The sequence below is a fragment of the Algoriphagus marinus genome (assembly GCF_001936475.1).
GTDB lineage: Bacteria > Bacteroidota > Bacteroidia > Cytophagales > Cyclobacteriaceae > Algoriphagus > Algoriphagus marinus.
In genome coordinates this window covers 13,414-35,695 of the sequence record NZ_MSPQ01000017.1, presented here as the reverse complement: position 1 = coordinate 35,695, position 22,282 = coordinate 13,414, and the positions used below count along the sequence as shown (strand labels likewise).

General features: G+C 34.1%; 16 protein-coding genes. 8 read left to right on the top strand and 8 right to left on the bottom strand.

What is annotated here, in order from left to right:
* Positions 1 to 144: 144 nt before the first annotated feature.
* Entirely contained in the window at positions 145 to 513 is a 369-nt protein-coding gene (locus BVC88_RS19765; protein WP_075352466.1) for a BlaI/MecI/CopY family transcriptional regulator, read from the top strand.
* Positions 510 to 2,513 (top strand): M56 family metallopeptidase, encoded by a 2,004-nt coding sequence (locus BVC88_RS19760; protein ID WP_075352465.1) that lies wholly within the window; start codon positions 510 to 512, stop codon positions 2,511 to 2,513. Before BVC88_RS19765 ends, BVC88_RS19760 begins: the two co-directional genes overlap by 4 nt.
* A gap of 7 nt (positions 2,514 to 2,520) precedes the next feature.
* On the opposite strand, the gene BVC88_RS19755 is transcribed toward BVC88_RS19760, so the two are convergent.
* Complete coding sequence (locus BVC88_RS19755; protein WP_075352464.1) at positions 2,521 to 3,654, bottom strand: glycosyltransferase family protein; 1,134 nt, start codon at positions 3,652 to 3,654, stop codon at positions 2,521 to 2,523.
* Between the two features lie 3 nt (positions 3,655 to 3,657).
* Positions 3,658 to 4,524, bottom strand: coding sequence for a UDP-2,3-diacylglucosamine diphosphatase (locus tag BVC88_RS19750; protein ID WP_075352463.1), 867 nt, complete (start codon positions 4,522 to 4,524; stop codon positions 3,658 to 3,660).
* Between the two features lie 253 nt (positions 4,525 to 4,777).
* Here BVC88_RS19750 and BVC88_RS19745 point away from each other — a divergent pair, with 253 nt between their 5' ends.
* Entirely contained in the window at positions 4,778 to 7,261 is a 2,484-nt protein-coding gene (locus BVC88_RS19745) for a S9 family peptidase (RefSeq protein ID WP_075352462.1), read from the top strand.
* A gap of 254 nt (positions 7,262 to 7,515) precedes the next feature.
* Here BVC88_RS19745 and BVC88_RS19740 read toward each other — a convergent pair whose 3' ends face one another.
* Together BVC88_RS19740 and BVC88_RS19735 are read right to left on the bottom strand one after the other, a co-directional pair.
* Complete coding sequence (locus tag BVC88_RS19740; protein ID WP_075352461.1) at positions 7,516 to 7,890, bottom strand: putative quinol monooxygenase; 375 nt, start codon at positions 7,888 to 7,890, stop codon at positions 7,516 to 7,518.
* Between the two features lie 113 nt (positions 7,891 to 8,003).
* Positions 8,004 to 8,696 carry a DUF2490 domain-containing protein gene (locus BVC88_RS19735; RefSeq protein WP_175574458.1) on the bottom strand — a complete coding sequence of 231 codons (693 nt, stop codon included), beginning with the start codon at positions 8,694 to 8,696 and terminating at the stop codon, positions 8,004 to 8,006.
* 931 nt (positions 8,697 to 9,627) lie between these two features.
* Between BVC88_RS19735 and BVC88_RS19730 the strand changes: the two genes are divergently transcribed.
* The 5 genes from BVC88_RS19730 to asnB all read left to right on the top strand — a co-directional run bounded on the left by BVC88_RS19730 (position 9,628) and on the right by asnB (position 16,131).
* On the top strand, positions 9,628 to 10,512 hold the full coding sequence (locus BVC88_RS19730) for a beta-1,6-N-acetylglucosaminyltransferase (protein ID WP_075352459.1): 885 nt from the start codon (positions 9,628 to 9,630) through the stop codon (positions 10,510 to 10,512).
* Positions 10,513 to 10,534: 22 nt separating this feature from the next.
* Positions 10,535 to 11,932 (top strand): oligosaccharide flippase family protein, encoded by a 1,398-nt coding sequence (locus BVC88_RS19725; protein ID WP_075352458.1) that lies wholly within the window; start codon positions 10,535 to 10,537, stop codon positions 11,930 to 11,932.
* Positions 11,933 to 13,195 carry a hypothetical protein gene (locus BVC88_RS19720; protein WP_075352457.1) on the top strand — a complete coding sequence of 421 codons (1,263 nt, stop codon included), beginning with the start codon at positions 11,933 to 11,935 and terminating at the stop codon, positions 13,193 to 13,195.
* Positions 13,196 to 13,256: 61 nt separating this feature from the next.
* Positions 13,257 to 14,231 (top strand): glycosyltransferase family 4 protein, encoded by a 975-nt coding sequence (locus tag BVC88_RS19715; RefSeq protein WP_075352456.1) that lies wholly within the window; start codon positions 13,257 to 13,259, stop codon positions 14,229 to 14,231.
* Positions 14,232 to 14,286: 55 nt separating this feature from the next.
* Positions 14,287 to 16,131, top strand: coding sequence for an asparagine synthase (glutamine-hydrolyzing) (gene asnB / locus BVC88_RS19710; RefSeq protein WP_075352455.1), 1,845 nt, complete (start codon positions 14,287 to 14,289; stop codon positions 16,129 to 16,131).
* 37 nt (positions 16,132 to 16,168) lie between these two features.
* On the opposite strand, the gene BVC88_RS19705 is transcribed toward asnB, so the two are convergent.
* The 4 genes from BVC88_RS19705 to BVC88_RS19690 all read right to left on the bottom strand — a co-directional run bounded on the left by BVC88_RS19705 (position 16,169) and on the right by BVC88_RS19690 (position 22,279).
* Positions 16,169 to 17,188 carry a DUF354 domain-containing protein gene (locus tag BVC88_RS19705; protein ID WP_075352454.1) on the bottom strand — a complete coding sequence of 340 codons (1,020 nt, stop codon included), beginning with the start codon at positions 17,186 to 17,188 and terminating at the stop codon, positions 16,169 to 16,171.
* Between the two features lie 69 nt (positions 17,189 to 17,257).
* Positions 17,258 to 19,615 (bottom strand): GumC family protein, encoded by a 2,358-nt coding sequence (locus tag BVC88_RS19700; protein ID WP_075352453.1) that lies wholly within the window; start codon positions 19,613 to 19,615, stop codon positions 17,258 to 17,260.
* A 47-nt stretch (positions 19,616 to 19,662) separates the two neighbouring features.
* A complete protein-coding gene (locus BVC88_RS19695; protein ID WP_075352452.1) occupies positions 19,663 to 20,445 on the bottom strand; it encodes a polysaccharide biosynthesis/export family protein in 783 nt (260 codons plus the stop codon).
* Between the two features lie 949 nt (positions 20,446 to 21,394).
* Positions 21,395 to 22,279: an aldo-keto reductase family protein gene (locus BVC88_RS19690; RefSeq protein WP_075352451.1), complete on the bottom strand. Its 885-nt coding sequence runs from the start codon at positions 22,277 to 22,279 to the stop codon at positions 21,395 to 21,397.
* Positions 22,280 to 22,282 lie beyond the last annotated feature (3 nt).

The window sequence follows — 22,282 nt, the reverse complement described above, 5'->3', positions numbered from 1 at the left end:
TTTTACTGGAAAAATATCACTCTTTAAAATTCCTTGATGAAAAGAAGGGAGAGGATTAACATTAATTAAAATTATTATTTTCATCTACAGTTGTAGATAAAAATATTTCCTCTACATTTGTAGAAGAGGATAACACTTTGGACTATGAAATTATCGAAAACTGAGGAAGAATTGATGAATCATCTATGGAAGCTAAAACGTGCTTTTATGAAAGATTTGTTGGATGCCTATCCTGAACCAAAACCAGCTACGACTACGATCTCTACGCTGTTAAAACGGATGCAGGAAAAGGATTTTGTGGGATATGAGGCCAATGGCAAGCTTCGAGAATATTTTCCATTAGTTACCAAGGAAAGCTATTTTTCAAAGCACTTAAAAGGCCTGATCAAAAACTTCTTTAATAATTCTCCGGCCCAGTTCGCATCTTTTTTCACTAAAAAGACGGAGCTCTCCGAAGAGGAGTTGTTAGATCTGAAAAGTATTATCGAAGACCAGTTAAATCAGAAAAAATGATGATTTACCTATTCAAATCCATAGCCTGCTTGCTTGTTTTGCTCCTTGTGCATCGACTGCTGTTGCAAAAGGAAGCAATGCATCGATTCAATAGATTTTTCCTCTTGTTTTCAGTAGTGGTGTCTTTTCTTATTCCACTATATACGATCGAAGTTCCTGAGGAAATAGTAACTATGCCGGTTGAAGTGGTTACTGAACCTGTTTACTTTGATGCCGCAAGCCAGGACTTTAATCAAGAACAAGTTTCTGCTCCAATACAAGAATCTCAATTTAATTGGAAATACCTTTTTCTTGGAATTTACACATTGATTTCCCTTCTGTTTTTCTATCGATTTGTAAGGAATATCTCGATCCTGGTCAATCAAATTCAGCGTAATGTTAAAATCAATTATCGGGATCAAACGTTGGTTTTACTCAAAGAAGATTCACTTCCTTTTTCCTTTCTCAAATACATTTTTATATCAGAATCAGATCTGGAAAATGGGAAATTCACGGAGGCTGTCTTTGAACATGAGCGTACCCATGTGATTGAAAGGCACAGTTGGGATAATCTATTTATTGAGGCATTACTTGTGCCGTTCTGGTTTCATCCTGGATTGCATTGGGCAAAGCTAGCGATCAAACTCAATCATGAATTTATTGCTGACGAAGTGGCTTTGCGAAGCACTCCTTTGGAAAAGTACGAGAGCCAATTGCTTGCTATGATGCTTTCGGAGCAAAGGTATGGCCTAGTCAGTAGTTTGAATTTTTCCTTAACCAAAAAACGATTTGAAATGATGAAGCGTAAATCAATGAATTCGAAAAGTTGGATCAAGATTTTAGTCTTGGTTCCTGTGCTTGCTGTGTTAGTCTATTTTTTCAGTGAAAGAGTGATTTCTCAAAAATCTGAAGATGAAAAAATAAGTGAGGTTCATATTTATCCCTTGGATTCAGAGCAGTCAGAAAAAGTCTATGATCTGACAGTTTATTTGGTTTCGGATGGTAGGTTCATTCTTGATGATGTTCGGAGTACCAAAATTTATGAAATGGATAAATTATTTGAAATAATAGAACAAAATGCTCCGACGAATCCCCATATCAAAGTGGTAATTCATGAAGGAAATACCTTTGGTGATGTAGAAGAAGCCAAGTCAGTTTTTCGAGATCATGGAATTAAAAAATTGGTTTGGATGGATCCAGATGGAGATAATAAGGTCGAAGAACTAGGTGATAATGTCTACACTATCGCCTTTGGTTTGCCGTTCCAAATGCTCACCAAAGCTCAATATTATAGCGAAACCAAGTTTCAGATTAAACAATCAAACGGAACAATCGAAGAATTAACCTACGAGGAATTATCGGATAATTATAAAAATGACTTGCCAAATCCCCCTGGCGAAATGAAAAAAAATAAGCCAAGCGCAGACCTTTTTGAAAGCTGGAAAAATAGCGATGAATTTGCGCTTTGGATTGATGGAAAGGTAGTTCCGAATTCATCTTTGGAAGAGTTTGAGGTCTCTGAAATCGCTCATTATACCTCTAGTTTCGTTCATTCCAATGCTCGTTCGGAGCGTTTTCCTCAGAAATACCAAGTACAAATTTATAGCCTGTCAGGTTTTGAAAACACGTACGGGAAATATTCAAGTTTTGGAAAGAAACCTATGGGTGGCACAATTACTTTTGGTAGTGTGGGTAGGGAAAGCAATAAGTCTGGAAGCTCCATATCTCAGGTATCTGAATCATATATACCCAGTAGTAGAACTTTCAATAAGCAAGCCATAGAATTTCAACTTCAAATCACTAATGCTGGACTTTTCAACCAACCTTCAAATCAGGAGATTGAAGCGCTTCGCAAGGAATTCCTAGCATTGGAGTCGATCTATTTTAACCTGTCTATGGAGGAACGGAGAAAAGTTCAGCGAGTGAGTTTTCCCTACGCCAAAATTGAAAAAGATGGTCAAATCAGGTATAAAAAGTTTGAATTCTTGACCCCGGAAGAGCGGAATACATTAGGATGCTAGGAATAATTCAACCCAAAGCAGGCAAAGATTCCTGAGGGAAATCCGTTTGGTTTTCCTGCTTTTGAAATAAAGCTTCTGAAGTCAATGCTTTGAATATGATCGGCCAGGAATCAACCCAATTTTTGTACTGAAAGGATTCCATGGAATCTTTTTTTTGTAAACTGTCCAGTTTCGCAAAGTCAAAGTTGTCCGATGCTATACCTGCTCCGGAATGTATCGTATCAAGTGCATTACAAGCTTGTTCGTATTGACCCTTCACGGGAATCACCATCACAGGCTTGCCGAGATACATCGCTTCGCAGATCGATTCAAAACCAGCCGTGCTGACCAAGCCTTTGGAAGCGGCCATATCTCGGAGGAAGTTTTGGTCATGAACACGATGAAAGCTCAAATTTTTCAGAGGGTACTCAGTCTCAGCAGCATCTTTTTTATCCCAATACGCCCGTATGTTCAGGTGAGGATTTGCTCTTGCAAAACTGAATACTTCCTTGCCATAGCCGCTATTGACCATGTAGGTGAGGAAAAAATCACCTGAAGTTGGAGTTAGCTCCTTAACTTCTTCTCTCAATAGTGGAGGAACTACAGTGATTTTGTCTGTAGATTTCAACTCGTAGAAAGAAAGTGCCAATATTTTCGATGCGCCTAAAGCAGTCATCTGGGTATTGAACTTAAAAAAGAACTTATTCAAACCTTTCGCGGGAGCAAATTTAAAGTTGGGGTGATCTATCAAATACTGATGTCCGATTACCCAATACTCAGCTTGAGGTCGAAAAATCCCATTGTAAATCCCACCTAATAAATCGTAGAAATTTAGAATAATGTCTGGTTTTTCGACTTTCACTATTTGATTAATTTCCTTCAGGCTCCGCCAAAAAGTGGCAGCTTTTGCGAGGTTTTTACGAATCGTTTTTCCTATCAAAATCTTCTTTTCATACTTATCAGAAGCAAAGTTTGGGCTTTCCACCAAGTGGATGGGGGCAGTTATTTCTCTTGAAAAAAATTCAGGAATTGCTCTACGCTTGCTTTTTCCTAGAATTACTCCGGCTAATTCATGGCCTTGTTTTTCAATCATTTTAGAAAACGCTATTGCCTGTGTCATATGCCCGCGGCCTTCTCCTTGTACAATAAATAGGAATTTCATTGATTATCGGATTGATGGTGGGTTCATATCCTCATGACTTCGATTGAAAGAAACCTCTCGAAGCGAATAGTTTTCAGGTGGTCTAGGGCCTTGAAAATAGCTTTCTATTTTTGGAGAGTTAATCTGTTTGAAATCCATTTCATTGTAATAGATCAATTGCCAATTACCCTCATGATCCTCCGAAAGTGCACTTAAGGTTTCGACCCAATCGCCCGAATTTAAATACTCTATACCCTCAATAATTCGATTTTCAGCTTTGTGGATGTGTCCACAGATGATACCGTCGCAGTTTTTTGATCGAGCCATTTTTGCGAGCTCGGTTTCATATTGATCCACATAAGCTACTGCGGATTTCACTTTGTCTTTCACATATTTTGAAAGGGAAAAATAGGGCATCCCTCGTTTGTAGCGGTAGTGATTTACCACTCTATTTAGCCATAGCAGAAAGGTGTAGCCCATATCACCGAGGTAGGCGATCCATCTTAGATTGGTAGTGATACTGTCAAAGACATCTCCATGAGTCACAAAGTATTTTTTGCCATGACTCCCATAGATCATATCTGTTTGTATGGATAAATTTCCGATTTGGAGGGGTAAAATCTGATCCAGAAAATCGTCATGGTTGCCTCTCAAATAGTAAACTTTGGTATTTGTTTGCTCGATCATTTTCAAGATTCGGTTGAAAAATCTCGTATGTTTTCTCTTCCAGGAACCTGATTTTTTAAGTTGCCAGCCGTCAATAATGTCTCCATTAAGGATCAGATTTTCGCAGGTGAACTGTTTGAGAAACCGAGCGACTTCTTTGGCTTTTGAACCCTTCGTGCCCAAGTGAACGTCGGAAATGACGATAGTTTTGTAGTGGGTTTTCACAGTATTGGTTTTGGTCTAAATGTATATCATCCAGATCAATCCAATATGTTTAGCTTGTTACTAAATCGCTATGTATTCGAAATGATATTCGGCTAAAATGAACTAGCTATTAATTTAAAATTAAAAGGGGCGTTCAGATGAGTATTTTTTGATTTTGGCCTAGTATTTCAAGTTTCAAAATGGGATTTTATACCAATGGTCAAGATTTTATAGCCTTTAGATTTAGATTCGAAGCCAAATCAAAAAATCAAAAATGAAAAGAATATTATTCGTTTTGGGGATTTTCCTGTTTTCTTCAGGAGTTTTTGCCCAAGAAAAAATCTACAAAGGCAACTATGAGCTTGCTGCACGCTATTCCCCTGGACAGCTTAAAAAAATGATTTTTTCCACTAGTGTAAATCCACACTGGTTGAAAAAATCGGATCGTTTCTGGTATGAATATGAAACTAGTGACGGTAAAAACTGGTATTTGGTAGATCCTGTGAGAAAGACAAAATCTCCACTTTTCGACCGGGATAAATTGGCAATGGAGATCACCAAAATCACAAAAGATCCATATGATGGGCAACATCTGAAAATCGAAGATGTGAAATTTTTGGAAGATGAAAATGCCATCCGATTCAAAGTAGAGGGGACCGAGAAAGTCTTAAAAAGTGACTGGGCTGAGCTCAAAGCAAAAGATAAATCAGCCAAAGACTCCATGGAGAATAAAACTTTTGTGTTCAAGTACTCGATAGGCAATCAAACACTAACAGAGATTCTCGATGCTCCAAAAGATCCAAAGCGAATGTCTTGGGCAGATATTGCTCCTGATTCATCCAGAGTTGTTTTTGCGAAGCAATATAACCTGTACTGGATGGATAAAGCTAACTTCCTGAAAGCCGTGAAAGATGACAAAGACTCTACAATTGTCGAGTATCAGTTGACTACTGACGGAGAGAAAGATTTTGAATATGGCTTTGGCGGTAGAGGAGAGGATAATGTAGAGGAAGAGAAAAATAAGAATAGCCGTAAGCGGGCAGGAGTATTGTGGAGTACAGACTCCAAGCAATTTATTCTAACTCGGACAGATGCAAGAGCAGTGAAAGATCTTTGGGTAATTCACAATACTAAAAATCCTCGTCCTACCCTTGAGACCTATAAGTATGCGATGCCCGGTGAGAAAGAGCAACCTAGAACTGATTTGATGCATTACTCTTTTGATTCTGAAACTCTAAGCAATCTACCGATTAGCACTTTCAAGGATCAGACTGTTAGTCTTTGGTCTACTACTCCAAAAGCAAATACTCGAGAAGATGACTTCCGTCCGGTTACTTGGTTAGGGGATTTGAATGAGTTTTATTTTGCAATTACTTCAAGAGATCTGAAAAATGTGGATGTCTATCGTTGGAATATTGCGAAAGGTGAGAGGGAATTAGTCATAGCAGAGCGAAGCAATACATATATCGATTTTGAGAAAATTGAATTGGTTAACGGTGGGAATGAGCTCATATGGTGGTCTGAGCGTGACGGTTGGGGACATTTTTACTTGTATGGAAAGGACGGTTCGCTAAAGCGTCAATTGACTTCAGGTGCATTTCATGTGGCAGGTGCTGTAAGAGTGGATGATAAAAACCGAAGATTGTTTTTTGCAGCCAATGGAAAAGAAAAAGGAGAGGATCCTTACTATGAACATCTCTACAGCGTGAGTCTTGACGGAGGAGCGATTTCCTTGCTCAATGCTGGCGATTACAACTTTGATATGGAAATGAATGACAATGCGAGTTATTTTGTCACGAATTACTCTCGGGTAAATACTATTCCAGTGTCAGAGCTTAGAGATCGATCTGGTACCAAAGTTATGGATTTGGAGAAAGCGGATTTATCGCAGCTTTTTGCTTCAGGTTATCAGTTCCCTGAGCCTTTCAAATTCAAAGCAGATGATGGAATCACCGATTTGTATGGCGTGATGTATAAGCCTTTTGATTTTGACTCTACGAGAAAATACCCAATTATCGAATATGTGTACCCAGGCCCACAAACAGAGGCAGTAAATAAATCATTTGGGAGAAGTATGGATCGCACAGACCGTCTAGCTCAGTTTGGTTTTGTTGTCGTAACTTTAGGTAACCGAGGAGGTCATCCAGCGCGCTCCAAGTGGTATCACAATTATGGTTATGGGGATCTTCGTGATTATGGTTTGGCGGATAAAAAGGCTGCAGTAGAGCAATTGGCAGATCGCCATGACTTTATTGACAAGTCGAAAGTTGGGATTCATGGGCATTCTGGTGGAGGATTTATGTCCACAGCTGCAATGCTTGTTTATCCAGATTTCTTCAAAGTGGCGGTTTCTTCTGCCGGTAACCATGAAAACAACATTTATAATCGCTGGTGGTCAGAGAAGCATCATGGGGTAGAAGAGCGTATTTCACCAAAAGGTGACACCACTTTTGTCTATCAGATCGAAAAAAATCCAGACTTGGCCAAGAATCTAAAGGGGCATTTGATGCTTTCTCATGGTGATGTGGACAACAATGTGCATCCTGCAAATTCTATCCGAATGGCTAATGCTTTAATTAAATCCGGAAAACGATTCGAGTTTGTATTTATGCCAGGTCAGCGTCATGGCTATGGCGACATGGTGGAATACTTCTTCTGGAAGATGGGAGATTACTTTGTTCAGCACTTGCTAGGTGACAATACGCCTCCTCCAGTGGATATGATCGAGATGCAGCGGGATAAACCAAAAGATAAGTAAGCAGTTGGTAATCAGCAAGTGCAACATTTGAGGTCTTTTTTTGACTTTCAAGGTTTTTGTTAGAAGTCAGTATAAAGATTACAGAAAGAGATTAAAAAAGGCCGATTTCATTAGGAATCGGCCTTTTTGTGGTTTTTAGTCTTTTCAAAGAAGCTCAATTGAGCAAGTGTAGTTTTCCTTAAGTGAGGACAGGGCGGTGTTAGGAGAAAGAGCCTCTTAACCTACACTTTTGTTTCAACCAAAGTGAATTGATTTTATCTTCTGAAGCCAATTTGTTCGTCTAAAAACACGACTTCCACAAAAGGATTATCATCGAATCCAGCGACAAAGTATGATTTATATTCGTCTACAAAACTTGTGAAGTATGGCCCGTATAAATGAGTTTCAAAAGCTTCCCAGTTTTCATATTTCTCAAAAAAAACCACTGTTCCGGGTCTAACCATTGGATTTGATATAATTGGGTTTTTCCCAGGCTTAACTGTCGGAAAATCAAATCTAGGGTAATTGATAAGATACATCAAAGTGCCTTTTTCGTTCTTTTCTACTTCTGCCGCCAGCCGATTTAATGGAGTAATTAATTCTTGGGTTTTGTCTGGCTTTACCCACCATGTGGAGTATAAGGATATCATTTCTAAATAGGTTTTGTAAAACTTACTGCTAAGAACATCTAGGATAAGTTAAGTTGATTTTGCCAAAAACACTCTTTCTTGAGTCTAAGAAAGAAGTGGGGATGAATCTTCTCTCAATCAGAAGACTTGCTGAAATCCAGATTATGCCGAATCTGAAGCCAGAATACATCACTGTAAATATACCTGTCGCTAATGGCAGTGCTGGCAAACTGGCTATTCCAAGTCAATGAAACACTTAAGGATTTGTTCCATTGAATGGTGGGACTAATAATTAATCGATTTTGATCGAAGACTTGGGATGCTTGCTTGCCTGCATTTAGGAAAATTTCATTCCCAAGGGTCAAGATTATTTTTCGATCGAGGTTCTTAGAGGAAATTTGTAAAACCGGGATACCAAACATAATCGAATAGCGAAATCGAAAATTGAAATCTAATTCTAAAAGAGGCGTTTGATTGGATTTATCTTTGAATAATCTTTCCTCAATCCGAATTCGCTGATTGAGGTTTATTTTTCCCAGCTGAGATTTGTATCGAATTTCTTGATACGGTCGAAACTCCTGAAGGATTACTTTTTCATGCGAATAAAACCCTAAGTGAGCGAAGCCAGTTGCGACACGCAGATTTGGAAGGATTGAATATCCTATTCCTCCTCTGATGATATAGGAGGAAGAATTGAAAAATCCTCCACTCCAGCGAAATCCACCATCTAATGATGCAGTCCAGCGCTGGTTTAGTTTTGCCTCATGATAGGACTGTATCCATTGCTGAGAGATTTGGGTTACTTTCCTTTGGGGAAAAGAGTCCAAAGGAAAAAGAAAGATTAATCCAAAGTAAATAAGGGGCTTAATAAGTGTTAGGTTCAATTGAATATAGAAGGGATTCTTCGAGGTAAGAGTTGAGTTTCTGATCGATGATTATTCTAAGATAAAAGAGAAAATCAATTGAAAAAAAATAGATCTTATGGCTGGTAAATTTACGTTGCAGATTTCCTGTGAATTTCATTATTAGCTTTAAAATGGGTTGTAGTCAAGTCCAATCATTTGTATAAAATCTTTTAAGATGAGTTTTCCATCAATCCTATTTCCGGATTCTTTTCGGGAATTTAGCTTATGATATATGGTAAAGCCAGGGCAGAATGATAGAGAGATTATTTCCATAAAAATTAAAAAGACTGAAATTTCTGTATCAATCGGTTTATTTTTTACTTTAATTCTTTATTATTTGCATTGTCATATATGAGAGTAGCCAAAAAGTGATCTTTTACGACAGCAAAAATCAAGTGGATAGAGTAGCGGGTTCTTTGGAATTCTAGTCAAAAAACAGGAGATAATTAACTTTGTTAATAGTTTGTATCAACAGTGATTTAAATCAAATCTTTGAAATAATTCTTGAATAAGTCTAGAATTCTTGGAATGAACTTCTTGTTTTAATTGGAAATAGCTTGATTCATGTGAAATTAGTTTTGAAAGGAGTTATTTTTGAAGAATAACCTCACGCCTTAGAAGCGTATTGAAGGAAAAAAGAGAAAATTCTTTAAAAGAATTCCTTTAGTGTTTTGCTAATGGTAGCAAGTCAAAGCAATCTGTAACCCAAAACTTATGATCTATAGAAGAGATTAAATGTTGTATAGATCAAATTTTCAATCACTTTTTTGAAAAAAAACTCAGATCGATTTCCATTATCAAAAATGGAAGATTTAGTTAAATAATATTGTATTAATAAACAGAAAAAAATCCTATGAATAAACATGCAATTCTTGTGGTCGCTTACAGAAATATTGAACAAATCCTCGAATACATAGATCTGCTTGATGAAGATTTTTATTTTTATATCCATGTGGACAAAAAATCGAATATTTCGAAAGAAAGAATTGATAGATTAAGAGAAAATAAAAATGTAAAATTTGTAGAGAGTTTGTATAAAGTAAATTGGGGAGGGAAAAAGTTTATTGAGGTGTTATTATTCCTAGCAAAAGAGGCCTTGAAAGATAAAAATATAAAATATATACATACAGCTAGTGAGTCTGATTTACCATTACAATCGCCTAAATATATTAAAGAATTTTTTATTAAAAATGATGGTAAGCAATTTATGGACATTTTTAGCCTTCCTGATGATCGTTGGCCCAATGGAGGTTTAGATAGATTTAATAAATATCATTTTTATGATCAATTTAATGCAAAAACTAAAATTGGTTTTAAATTAATTATGTCTCTTCTTAAATTACAAGATATTTTAGGGATTAATAGAAATAGTACAAAAAAATTACCTCCTTTGTATGGCGGTAGCACATGGCTTTCGTTATCCTATTCTTGTATGGAATATGCAGTAAATTTTTCTGAAGAAAACCTTGACTTCATGGATTTACTTGAAAATACATTTGCTCCCGAAGAGGTTTATTTTCAAACAGTTTTGATGCAATCTCCATTCAAAAATGATTTAGTTAATGAGCACCTATTTTATATTGATTGGGAATTCCGTAATGGTAATAGTCCTGCACATTTGGATGTTTCAGATTTAGAGAAACTTAAGGTCTCTGAAAAATTGTTCGTAAGGAAGATTCAAGCTCCAATTTCAGATGATTTAAAAGCCGAATTAATTAAATATCTAAAAACTAAATAAATTTTGTTTTTAGTAAATTGTTATGATAAAAAGTATAATACAACATAAAGTATTCAAGAATTTTTCATATTTAACATTAGGGACAGCTATTTCACAAGTCCTAAGTCTTTTAGCAGTTTTAAAAATAACTAAAATTCTTTTACCTGATGATTATGGTTTATATACTTTTATCATTGCTCAAGGTGCGTTATTATTGACAATTGCTGACTTAGGTGTTCAAACTATTATTGTAAGATCAATTGCACGTGAACCAGAAAAAACAAATGACTTAGTAGTTAATGGAATTTTATTGAGGACTTTGGCCTTAATTTTGGTTGGTATCCTTTACGTTGGCTATAATTACTTCCTGGGTAATCTTTCAATATTAGAATTATCTTTAGTTTTTTTATTCTCTTTGATTTCTTGTGTAGGTAAGCTTTTTGAAATTGTTTATATAGGCAATCAAAAAATGTTGCCTCCGTCTATAATTAATTTGGTTTATGGTTTTATTTGGTTTGCATTAGTCTTTCTATTACCAAGTTCTTTCGTAACTATCAATAATCTGATATTTGCATTTTTGGCTATTAATGTACTTAAGAATTTAACTTTTTATTTTTCCTTAAAACGTCATAAACTTTTAATAGGAAAAGTTCAGAATTTTTGGTTGTCCTCAAAGAGTCTAGTTTTGGAAAGTTGGCCTTATTTTGCTTTGACTTTAGTAATGCTTCCATATAGAAAGTTTTCAAATAATTTTCTTGATATTAATTCTACCATTGAAGAGGTTGCTTTTTATAATTTGTCAGATAAGTTTATTGGGCCAATATCAATGATTTTGGATATTGCTTTAATCGCTATTTTTCCCAATCTATCTGCTCTTTGGGTTTCGAATATTGCCAAATTTAAAAATGTGATAAGTGAGGGATTTAAGTATTATATGCTTCTTGGTATCTTACTTTCTTTTTTATTTACGATGTTTGCATATGAGATTTTAGGATTTCTTTTCCCTCCAAGTTATCTACCCGCCGTCATTGTTTGTCAATTACAAATTTGGTTTTTACTTTTATCTTCAATTGATAGTATGATTGGGACAATTCTTGGTGCAACAAATAATGAAAAGAAAATTCTTAAGTTGGGAATCATAAATTCGGTTTTTTCTACCCCGATAGTTTATTATGGAAGTAAATTTGGAGCGATGGGTTTATCAATTGCTTATTTAACCACGTTTTCAATTTTTCAATTCTATATCTGGTATGTTTTTAAGAAATCAGTTGGAATTAATATTAAAGATAAGGTTCTTATGTGGACAATAGCAATTGGTTTGTTTATTGTATCCTATTTTCTAGTTGAGGATTTAAATTTAATATATAAAATATTGATTGCTATTGTGGGTGTTTTAATTAGTTTGAAACTTGTTGTTAAAAATTTCTCTTTTAAATTTTAGATGAAAGATAGGCTATACGTTGTATTTATTATTTTATTAATTCCTTTTAGCCTCAAGTTTTTTGATGCTTCCTTTATAAGTGCGTCTATTTTAAATTATTCATTTATTTTATTCATATGGCTCACGATCTTTTTATCAATCCCTTATTTTTTCCAAATTAAAAGTGTCTTTTCTATACCTATTTATTTAATATTTTTTTCTGTTTTATTTTCCATGGTTATGGCCTATTATTCATGGGACCAAAATTTTTTCCATAGTTTCATTGAAACAACACAGTATATGATTTGGCCTTTATTTTTTTTCATGCGTTATCATAATATCCCTGTAAAAACTTTAGAAAAAATAATTTTATCTTTTGGGTTGGCCTATGCGCTCCTGTTTTTCTTTCAATATTTAAATCAAGGGGTTGTGCTTTTTGGTAGGCCTTTGTATGGGGATGAATGGACTGAGGATAGAGGGGTTATTCGGATTATTTTTCCAGGAGCTGGTATTTTTATATTGTCACTTTTTATTTCTATTAATAAGTTAACTTCTTCGAAAAATCATCGTTGGTTTTGGGTATTATTTTCTTCTCTCGGTATTATTATCCCTGTAATGCAAGTTACAAGACAATTTATTGTTGGGGTATTGTTAATGTATTTAATCCATTTACTTAAAAGTGTTTCTATCCCTAAAAAAGTTGGTATAATCTTACTTTTTGTTTTAGGAGTTGGACTTGCTATTAATGCTGATATTCCAATGGTTGAAGGTGTTATAGAAGCTCAAGAGAGGGACTCGAGTTTGGGTAAAAAGTATATAAGGGTTTTAGCTGGGGAATATTTCTTGTACGATTATTCTCCAAATGAAATCAGTGGGGTTTTTGGAAATGGTGCTCCTTATTGGGGAATATCTTCATATGGTAAGTTTAATGAAAAATTGGGGGATGAAAGAGGATATTATCTTTCTGATGTTGGTATTATAGCAGTTTATGCTATGTTTGGAATTTTTTCAATTTTGGGTTTTATAATTATTTGGTTAATTAGTTTCTTTATTCCTCTGCCTTCTGAATATCAATATGCAAAGTATTATTTATGGTACATTTTGTTTACAAGTTTCACTTGGTATTCTGTCTATCATTACCATTATTTAATTTCAACCGTCTTTGCCTTATACATTTTTCAAAAAGGTATTGACGAGTCAAAAAGAAAAGTTGTTATAAAGAAATTATTAAAGTCTATAATTCAAGAGAAGAAAGTCGTAGATTCTAATGAGTTGTCAAATTAGAATTTTATTATTTTCAAGGTTATTATTCCTAGAATTATTTTAATTATTTATTAGAGGTTTTATGAAAAAAATATTGTTTGTCACTAACATGTATCCTACTTCGGATAATCCTTTTTTCGGTATTTTTATTAAGGAACAAATTGATGCTTTGAAAAAGTCTTTTGTTTTTGAAGAAATAATTTATTTAATAAATGGCTTGCATAAGTCCAAATTGGAATATCTGAAAAGTATTTTTATTGTCCCTTATTTAATAAAAAAGAATAAACCTGATATTATTCATATTCACTATGGAATATCAGGTCTGTTTTTGCTTTTTTTTAGACCTAATATACCTGTTTATTTAACTCTTCATGGTTGTGATTTTCAAGATCATGGAGATAATAAATTTCAAGTTTGGATTAGTAAGCTTATTGCGAAAAAAGTAGACCAAATATTTGTTCAAAATCAAGAAATGAAAGAATTGGGATTACTTATTAACCCTAATACTGAGATTCTAACTTGTGGTGTTGATACAGAGTTTTTTAATTCTGAGCTTGCTAAATCTATTTCTTTTGACAAAAAGGTAATTGTATTTCCAAGTAATCCAGATAGGGAAGAAAAAAATTATCCTTTATTTTCTAAAATTGTTAATCAACTTGAAACTGATTTAAAAGATAATGTTATTATTAAGTGTATAGATAAAATGACAAGATCGGAAATCAGAAATTTATTATCTTCTGCAAGTTGCTTGCTAATGACATCTATTTCTGAGGGATCTCCTCAAGTTATTAAAGAGGCTCTTTCCTGTGGTCTACCTGTTGTCTCTGTACCCGTTGGGAATGTGGGTGAAATGATTGAAGGAGTTCCTAATTGTTATGTTTCATCTACTTTTGAAGTTGATGAACTGACTAAATTGGTTATTAAGGCTTTACTTGGAAATAAAGATGGGATTAGAAGTTCTTTCGTGGACAAAAATATTTATGATAATAATAATATTGCATTTAGGTTAGCTGAATATTATCAAATCAAAAAAAACAATCTTCTCTTCTCAGAATAGATTTTAATATTAAACTGTTTTAATAAATTTAGTAAATTCTTTTCTCGAATCTTGTATGTGTGGAATTTTAGGATCTGTAAATATAACTTTTAAGCAACAATTGTTGGATCAAATCAAACATAGGGGTCCAGATGATTGGGGTATTGAAAATTTTACTATTGAAAATCATACTGTTACGCTTGGCCAAAGAAGACTTTCTATTTTGGATTTGTCTCCTGCAGGTCATCAACCTATGATTTCAAATTGTGGTAATTATGCAATTATTTTCAATGGTGAAATTTATAACCATCAAGATCTAAGGAATACATTAAATAAAGATTTAATATTTAAAGGTCATTCAGATACAGAAAGCATACTCTACTATTTAATTGAGAATGGTATTAGAGGGGTTAAGGAATTTAATGGGATTTTTGCTATTGCTTTTCTTGATCTAAAAAAGGGCCTGTTATTTTTAGCTCGTGATCCATTTGGTGTTAAACCATTATACTATTATGAAAAGGATGAAAAATTTATTTTCTCCTCTGAAATCAGACCTGTTAAATCTCAAATTGAATTTAAAGAGCTTGATAAAGATGCGCTTTCTTGTCTTTTAAGACTTCGTTACAATCCTTCTCCTCAGACGCTTTATAAAAATTTAAAAAAAATTCACCCGGGTCATTTTATAGAGATTAATTTAAATTTAGAAGATATCTCTATTTCGGAAGCGTCTTATTTGGAGAAAAAATCACCTGAACTTCCAAACACAAAGCAAAGTAATGAAGTCTTAATTTATGGTGATTTTTTCCAAAAGGCAGTCAAAAGGCAATTGCTATCTGATGTTCCTGTTGGGATTTTGCTTAGTGGGGGAATAGATTCAGCTATGGTAGCAGCAGTTGCACAAAAGCATTCTGATATACCATTGAAAGCTTTCACCATTGGGTTTGAAGGAGATCATTATGAAGATGAAATTAATGATGCCTTCAGGACAGCGGAAATCTTAGGTTTGGAGCATCATGTTAAAAGGATTGGTTTTGATGATTTTTTATCAAAATTTAAAGAATGTGCTCGGATTGTGGAGGAGCCACTTGCTACTACTTCAATAATACCGATGTATTATTTATCAGAATTAGCTTCTAAACATGTAAAGGTAGTTCTAACTGGTCAAGGGGCAGACGAACCATTGGGTGGATATCCCAAATATAAAACAGAACTTCTTTTGCATAATATCCCAGGAATTATTCAAAAGGTGATTAAAAGTATTCTCTCTGGTTATCATTTCAAAAATGAAAAAATTTATAGAGGTGTCAATGCCATTGGGATAACAAATGAATTACAAAGATTTTTAAAGATTTATGAAGTTTTTTCAAATTCCGAGATTAAAGAATTGATAGGTCATCAAGACACTACTAGTATTGATAGAATCAAATATTTTTACGAGATCCTTGAATGTAGCAATAAAAAGCATAGTGTTGAACGAATGATGGCCATTGATACAAGGATGAACTTAGCAGATGATCTTTTGAATTATACTGATAAGATAACAATGAATTTTGCATTGGAATGTCGGGTTCCTATTCTTGATTTAGAATTAGTAAATTATGTAGAGCAACTTCCTTATCAATCAAAATTGAATTTTTCAAATGGAAAATTAATTCATAAGGCATTTGCCAAAAAATTATTGCCTGATGAAATAATTAATAGGAAGAAAAAAGATTTCTCTTCTCCTACTAGTTATTGGTTTAAATCCGAATCGGATTCCATAAAGAATATTTTGTTAGATAATAAGACTCTTTTCGGAAAAGTGTTTAATCAGAAGAAGGTTGCTGAAATTATTATGCAACACGAAAAAGGATATCCTAGAGAAAAACAAATTTTCTTACTCTTGGGAGTTTATTACTTTTTGGAAAATTTTAACTCTTGAATAGTTTTTTCAGAAAATTAAAAAAAGGTTTATTTTCTTACTGTTGAAGATTTATGATGTTTTCCATTAGTAATTGATATGCATTTTTACCTTTTTCCAGGAGTAAATTTCTAGAGGATTTTTCCTGATTTCCAGATATGTCTGACAAGAGTTTTTCGGAACTTAAATCTGGAATATGCTGCATATAACCGTTATCAATCAAGAATTTGTCAACACCTAAAAGGTCACCTTGATATACTGATATAGTAGGTATCCCAATCAATGCCATTTCTCGAGTCATAGAGCCCCCTGCCCCAACAAATAATAAACAGTCTTTTGCAATTGTTGTAAAATCTAAGGGTTTATCGGGTACTGAAATCCCCTTGAATTGTGGAGCTGTATAGTGTTCAAACTGACTTTTTTCTCTAACAAGTAAAGTTATATTAAAACTATCCTTTAAATCTAGAAGTAAGTTGTCAAGGAAGTTGGTTTTACCTTTGTAATATTGAGCAGTTTGGGGCTCTGGCCTTATATATATTGTTTGTGGTTCTGACTGTTGTCTATGTTTGGTTATTTCTTCGCCTTTTTCCCAGAGATAAATTCCTTCTTTAATCCCTGGGTATAAACTCGTTTTTCTCTTTGATGCCCCTTGTTTTAAAGCATTTTGAATAGGGAAGTTTTCTGGAAGAATGATTTTTTTAGCAAAAATAAACGCGGGGATATTGCCCAACGCATGTTCATTGTCATTTGTATAAAGAGATGGTATTCCGAGGATTCTCGCAGCTAAAGGAAGATAAAAACTACTTTGGCCTGCAGCAGCATCAATTTTTTTATTTCTCAAGAAACTAACTAGTTTTCGAATTCTATTTGGGAAACTGGCGAGTTTATTTACTAAACCTTTTTCTGCTCTATCACCAATTATAGTGAACTCCCATTTTTTTTGTTTTAGGATTTGAACAGTATTTGAAGAGTCTCTACAGGTCAATATAAATGTATGACCCTGTTTGGAGAGTCCTTCGATAATCGGTTCAAAAAAACTGACTTGCGGTGTGTTTATAAAATCAATCCATATCTTCATTTTGTTTTCATCTGTTTTTATTGAATCTGAATATTATAAAGACACTTTACAATTCTTTTAAAACCGTTTTTATTGTTGGTAATATTTTGCTGAATTTTTTCCTCCATAACCATAGATTATTTCAGCTTTAGCATCATTAAGAACTAACAAGGGCTGCTTGAATTTTTTGTTTTTGCGTACATCCTCAATTGTTTTGATCTGCAATTTGCTAGAGTAATTATACCTAAGTACCATAATGGTCACATCTGCAAACTCCCCGAATATAAACGAGTCAGCTACTAGTCCTATAGGAGGAGAATCTATGATTATGTGATCATAAGACTTGCTTAACTCATTGAATAGTTTTTGGAGATTTTCTCCCATCATTAACTCCGCTGGGTTTTCCGGGATTTTACCACAACCTATAATGTCTACATTCTCTGCTGATTCCAATGGATGAATTATATCTTTAACTTGCATATTGGACGAATTAAGGTATTCTGAGATCCCTTTTGTAGCATCCATTCCTAAAGCGGAAATCAAGGCAGGTCTTCTTAGATCAAATTCTAAAACTACTACTGATTTGCCAGTCATTCCAATAGTGACTGCCAGATTTAAACTGAAAAAGGTTTTTCCTTCCCCACTGATAGAAGAAGTGACAAGTATAGTTTTATTTGGCTTCTTGTAAGTTGAAAACGCTAAGTTACTTCTTATAAATCTGAACTGCTCTGAAATGAGATTTCTTTTATTTTTAGAAATTGCTCTAATTCCTTCTGTAGGTTTGTTTTTTGATATTTCCCCTAGTATTGGAGTCTTTGTCAATTTCTCAACATCTGATTTGAATTGTATTTTTTCTTCCCACTGATCTTTAATAAAAATAAGGCCGAAAGGAAGTGCCATTCCCATGAGCAAACTGAAGGCTAAAATTATTTTTTTATTCGGTTTTACCGGGAACTCTGATGAAATTGGTTCTCCTATGGTTTTGGAGTTTCCAACTGAAGCCGCTGCAAGTGTTAGCATTGCTTCTTCTCTTTTTTGGACTAGAAGGAGGTAATGTTGTTGTTTTATGCTTTGTTCGCGGTTAATATCCAATAGTTCTTTTTCCATAGTAGGAACCTTTGAAGCTCTGTTTTGGAATTGGGTGGAGGTTGATTCTAGACTATTTTTTGATATGATCAGTCCGTTTTTAATGTGTCTTAAATTTTCTACAATGCTATTCCTGAGACTTGCAAGCTGCTGGCTAATATTTACAACTATTGGATTGTTAGGTTGTGTAGTCCTAAGCATTCTTTCCCTATCCTGGGAAAGTCTATTGAAATCTGAAATTAGCTCGTTTAGAGTGGGGTCTGTTACGGTTAGTGTTCCGGGTACTGTTTCGTACTCATTTCCGTTTCTACTCATATAAGCTTCTATTGATTCAAGTACATCAATCTGAATCGATAGATCTGCAAGTTGTTGCCTGTTTGCAGTTGTGCTATTGAGATAAAGCTGAGCCTCTGCTCCAACGTCTGTTATCGAGTTACTTAGTTTATATTGTTCTGCTTTGTTTTCTATGGCACCAAGTTCTTCAGTAAGTCCAATTAGTTGTTCATCTATAAAGGCAATTGTGTTTTTTGCAGTTATGTTTTTCTCATTGTCTGCTTCACTATTGTAAACTTCTATAAGTTTTTCAATTAAATCTCTTCCTTTTTTAGGATGTTCTGCAAGTATTGAAAGTTCAATTACACTGGCTAGTTTGTTTACTATTTCCACTTTAAGGTTTTGTGCTTCACCTCTTGCCACTGAGGAGTCTAAAAAGGAAATTCTAATAGGTTCACTGGATACGTAATCTGAAGACGGGATGAATTCTTGGTTTCGGTTTATTGAAAAAGTACCATAGAAGTTTTGAATTTTCTGACCGAATTTGAAGTCTTGAGTTTGTCCAGAAGGGTTGATTAATTGAAACTCTTCTTCATTTTTGATAAGAATGTTGACGTTGTTGTCATCTACCTTGAAGAATTCATTTTTTTCCAAAGTAGTTATAGTAAAGGGTACTTCATTTCCATATATCTCTTTCCATCTATATGGTCCATTAGGAATAAAGTATGCTGTTGAAAACCCAAGTTCATCAAAAGCTTTGATCATTAAATGCTCTGCTCTCAGAACCTCTACTTCGTTCTCAACAGATGAGGTAGAACCATACCCTTGAATGTTTGTAAGCACTGCATTAGAGTTAAAGTCGGAACCTTTGTTTTCGTCTTTAAGGAGCAAAGTGCTTTTTATTTCATATTGAGGGGTGGCAAAATAGATGTATGTAAAAGCTAAAGACATGCACAGAAAAAGACCGATAGCAAACCAGTACCATTTCTGAGAATATTTGAAGAAAATCATTTTATAACTAAGCTGCTCACTACTATTCTCCTTTTCTTCTTCTTTTTCAAGCTCCTTGAGTAGATCTTTAATTTCCATGTTTGGTCTTAGTTGTCAATTATTTGGCTGAAGTTTTATCAACAAATTTAAAAGATATTGTTGAAATTAAGTATCAAAACAGTAGCTAGGGTTAGGGCGGTACTTATCAAGGCTACTGTCGTTGGGTTATTGTCTGCTTGGATAGACTTAGTTTTATACGGCTCAACGTAAACAATATCATTCTGTTGAAGGTAATAAAATGGGGAGTCAAGCACGTTTTTTTCATTTAGATTCAACCTGTTTGCACTCCTCACTCCATCTTTTTCCCTAATTACTAGGACATTCTCCCTTTTTCCGTAAGCTGTCATATCACCTGCAAGTCCAAGGGCCTCGAGGATCGTTATTTTTTCAGTGGGGATAATAAAAGAGGAGGGTTGCTGTACTTCACCAATGACAGTGACTTTAAAGTTCATAAACCTAATGTTAATGATAGGATCCTTTACATATTCATCCAAAACCTCTGTGACTTTTGCAACTGCTTCCTGTTTGGTAAGCCCTCGAAGGTTTATTTTGCCAACTACTGGATAATTAATGAATCCATCCTTGTCGACAAGATAATTCTCATTTATGGGAGAGGAGACCACCGTGTTGACATTTCCTTGTGATGGCATAATCACTCCTGCATTGAATAGCATATTAGATTCCGGATTGAGGCTCGTTACAGTTATGCTTAACAGATCATCTTCTTGTATCCTTGGCTCCGAAAGTGTGGTGATGTTTGAGGAATAGCCATTGACTGGATCTAAATCAGACAAATAAACTAGGTTTCTTTTTGTACAGGAAAAAAAGAAAAGGGATGTAATTACAAGGGATAAGATTACATTTTTCATACAGGATTGTATTGTATTTAAGAAGAGGTTTATTGACGGGTTCCTTAATTTAACAGGATATTTTGTGAGATAAAGATAATTCTTGTTAATTGATGAAATATAAATAGCAGAAAATAATTTAAGCATTAATTAGTTGAAAAACCAATATGAATTGATTTGTATCAAATCTTTCTTACTTGATGATCAATTGCCTCTGTAATCAAGGTTTCAAAATAGTTTTTTAAGGGTCTGATAATGAGTTTAATAGAGTATTTAATAGGTTGGATATCAGAAGGTTTTGCGTAAATGAAGCTTTCAATCACAATATTTCTTTTTGTTATATGGCTTGATGCTAACTACTAGGTTTGAAGGCTATTCCTGAACTACAATAAAATCAGTTTTAACTCAACGCTATATATGGTGTTTTATATACAATTTTATGTTATTTAATATCTTTTAATATCTTTATGGATAATTTTTGATTTTAAGATTTGTTTAAATAATTTGTTTTCTTTTCAACTAAACTTGGACTATGTAATAGTTTGAGTCTTTACTATTCTTTGGATAGTTAAAAACCCTTAGATGAATTCCTTTGACTCAAAATAAATAACTAAATCATTTTGATAAGTTTAAATTTTGTTACCCCATATTTCGAGAAAAAAAAGGGGATTAATTGCAAAATCCAAGAAAGAGGAGATCGGGATTTTATTTCCCTACTAGTTTTTAAATGGTTAATTAGATTCAAGTAGTTACTTTTTTTAAACAGTAAACTATTGGTGTCTGATATTTATAAGGTTAGGGGAAAATTTTAGGTGTAGAAAAACTACTTAATTACTTTCTAGCTTAAGGTTTTTAAGACTGTTTAGCAGGAGTGTTCCCAATTTTTTTCTGAAAAAAGGGATCACTTATGCATTTTTAATTTGGAAAGATCATTTTTTAGCTCGGTTATTAATTAACAAATCAGTTTTAATTAGCCGATAATTGATGATGCTTTCTTTTTTTGATCGTGATATTTTATGGTTTCCACTGTGTTTTCGATATTCTGTTTGGAAGAGGCTCCAAAGAGAATTGATTCTACATTTGGGAGATTACTTACATATTCTAAAGCCTCACCAGCTGGAATAGCTCCACCACCAAGAACTTGCATTGCTATTATTCTACACCTTCCTTCGTTTAAAGTTTTCTCGTACAAATCTTTACCACCTGACATCCTGAAATTCACTTTATTTATTGAAGCACAAATAATAGGATTATTAATACCGTTCTTTTCCAATACTTCTAAAAGTTTTGGTAAGTTCATTGTTATAAAACCTGGCTCTGCATTGTATTTCTCCTTGATGTATTTTGCAAAAGCGACCAGAAACTCATCCATTCCAAGTCCCAATAATAGATCAGTGATTACATTCTGGAGAAAAATTACAGGCGTATTGATTCCCTTAAACATTTTCATTTCAGCATCAACCAACAATTCCATAATAGAAATGTAATCTTTGGATAAATATGCGACGCCACCTTTTAGTAATGATCCCAGAAAATTACCTGGCACGTATTGTTTTAACGTTCCTGCAATACCAAGGTCAGTTACAGCATTAGCGTACTTGTGTGCATATGGCATGCAAGGGTATATCTTAAAGTCTTTATATTTTTCAGGGTCTTTTCTGATAATTTCGCAAATATTGGCAATTCTATCATGGGTCGTACACATGAATGTATTTATGCCTGATGCTATTGCAATGTCCAATGTTTTGATGATTGCAGAATCATCTTTGAATTTAATTGACTGGGCACGAGATTTTTCGTCTGAAATATGATTTACTGCAAAAAACTGATTGTCTCCAAAAATTATTCTTTCCATACT

What these genes read in the sequence shown, in the direction of transcription:
- BVC88_RS19765 (WP_075352466.1), top strand. Translation starts at nt 145, where the DNA reads ATGAAATTATCGAAAACTGAGGAAGAATTGATGAATCATCTATGGAAG.
- BVC88_RS19760 (WP_075352465.1), top strand. Translation starts at nt 510, where the DNA reads ATGATGATTTACCTATTCAAATCCATAGCCTGCTTGCTTGTTTTGCTC.
- BVC88_RS19755 (WP_075352464.1), bottom strand. Translation starts at nt 3,654, where the DNA reads ATGAAATTCCTATTTATTGTACAAGGAGAAGGCCGCGGGCATATGACA.
- BVC88_RS19745 (WP_075352462.1), top strand. Translation starts at nt 4,778, where the DNA reads ATGAAAAGAATATTATTCGTTTTGGGGATTTTCCTGTTTTCTTCAGGA.
- BVC88_RS19740 (WP_075352461.1), bottom strand. Translation starts at nt 7,890, where the DNA reads ATGATATCCTTATACTCCACATGGTGGGTAAAGCCAGACAAAACCCAA.
- BVC88_RS19730 (WP_075352459.1), top strand. Translation starts at nt 9,628, where the DNA reads ATGAATAAACATGCAATTCTTGTGGTCGCTTACAGAAATATTGAACAA.
- BVC88_RS19725 (WP_075352458.1), top strand. Translation starts at nt 10,535, where the DNA reads ATGATAAAAAGTATAATACAACATAAAGTATTCAAGAATTTTTCATAT.
- BVC88_RS19720 (WP_075352457.1), top strand. Translation starts at nt 11,933, where the DNA reads ATGAAAGATAGGCTATACGTTGTATTTATTATTTTATTAATTCCTTTT.
- BVC88_RS19715 (WP_075352456.1), top strand. Translation starts at nt 13,257, where the DNA reads ATGAAAAAAATATTGTTTGTCACTAACATGTATCCTACTTCGGATAAT.
- asnB (WP_075352455.1), top strand. Translation starts at nt 14,287, where the DNA reads ATGTGTGGAATTTTAGGATCTGTAAATATAACTTTTAAGCAACAATTG.
- BVC88_RS19705 (WP_075352454.1), bottom strand. Translation starts at nt 17,188, where the DNA reads ATGAAGATATGGATTGATTTTATAAACACACCGCAAGTCAGTTTTTTT.
- BVC88_RS19700 (WP_075352453.1), bottom strand. Translation starts at nt 19,615, where the DNA reads ATGGAAATTAAAGATCTACTCAAGGAGCTTGAAAAAGAAGAAGAAAAG.
- BVC88_RS19695 (WP_075352452.1), bottom strand. Translation starts at nt 20,445, where the DNA reads ATGAAAAATGTAATCTTATCCCTTGTAATTACATCCCTTTTCTTTTTT.
- BVC88_RS19690 (WP_075352451.1), bottom strand. Translation starts at nt 22,279, where the DNA reads ATGGAAAGAATAATTTTTGGAGACAATCAGTTTTTTGCAGTAAATCAT.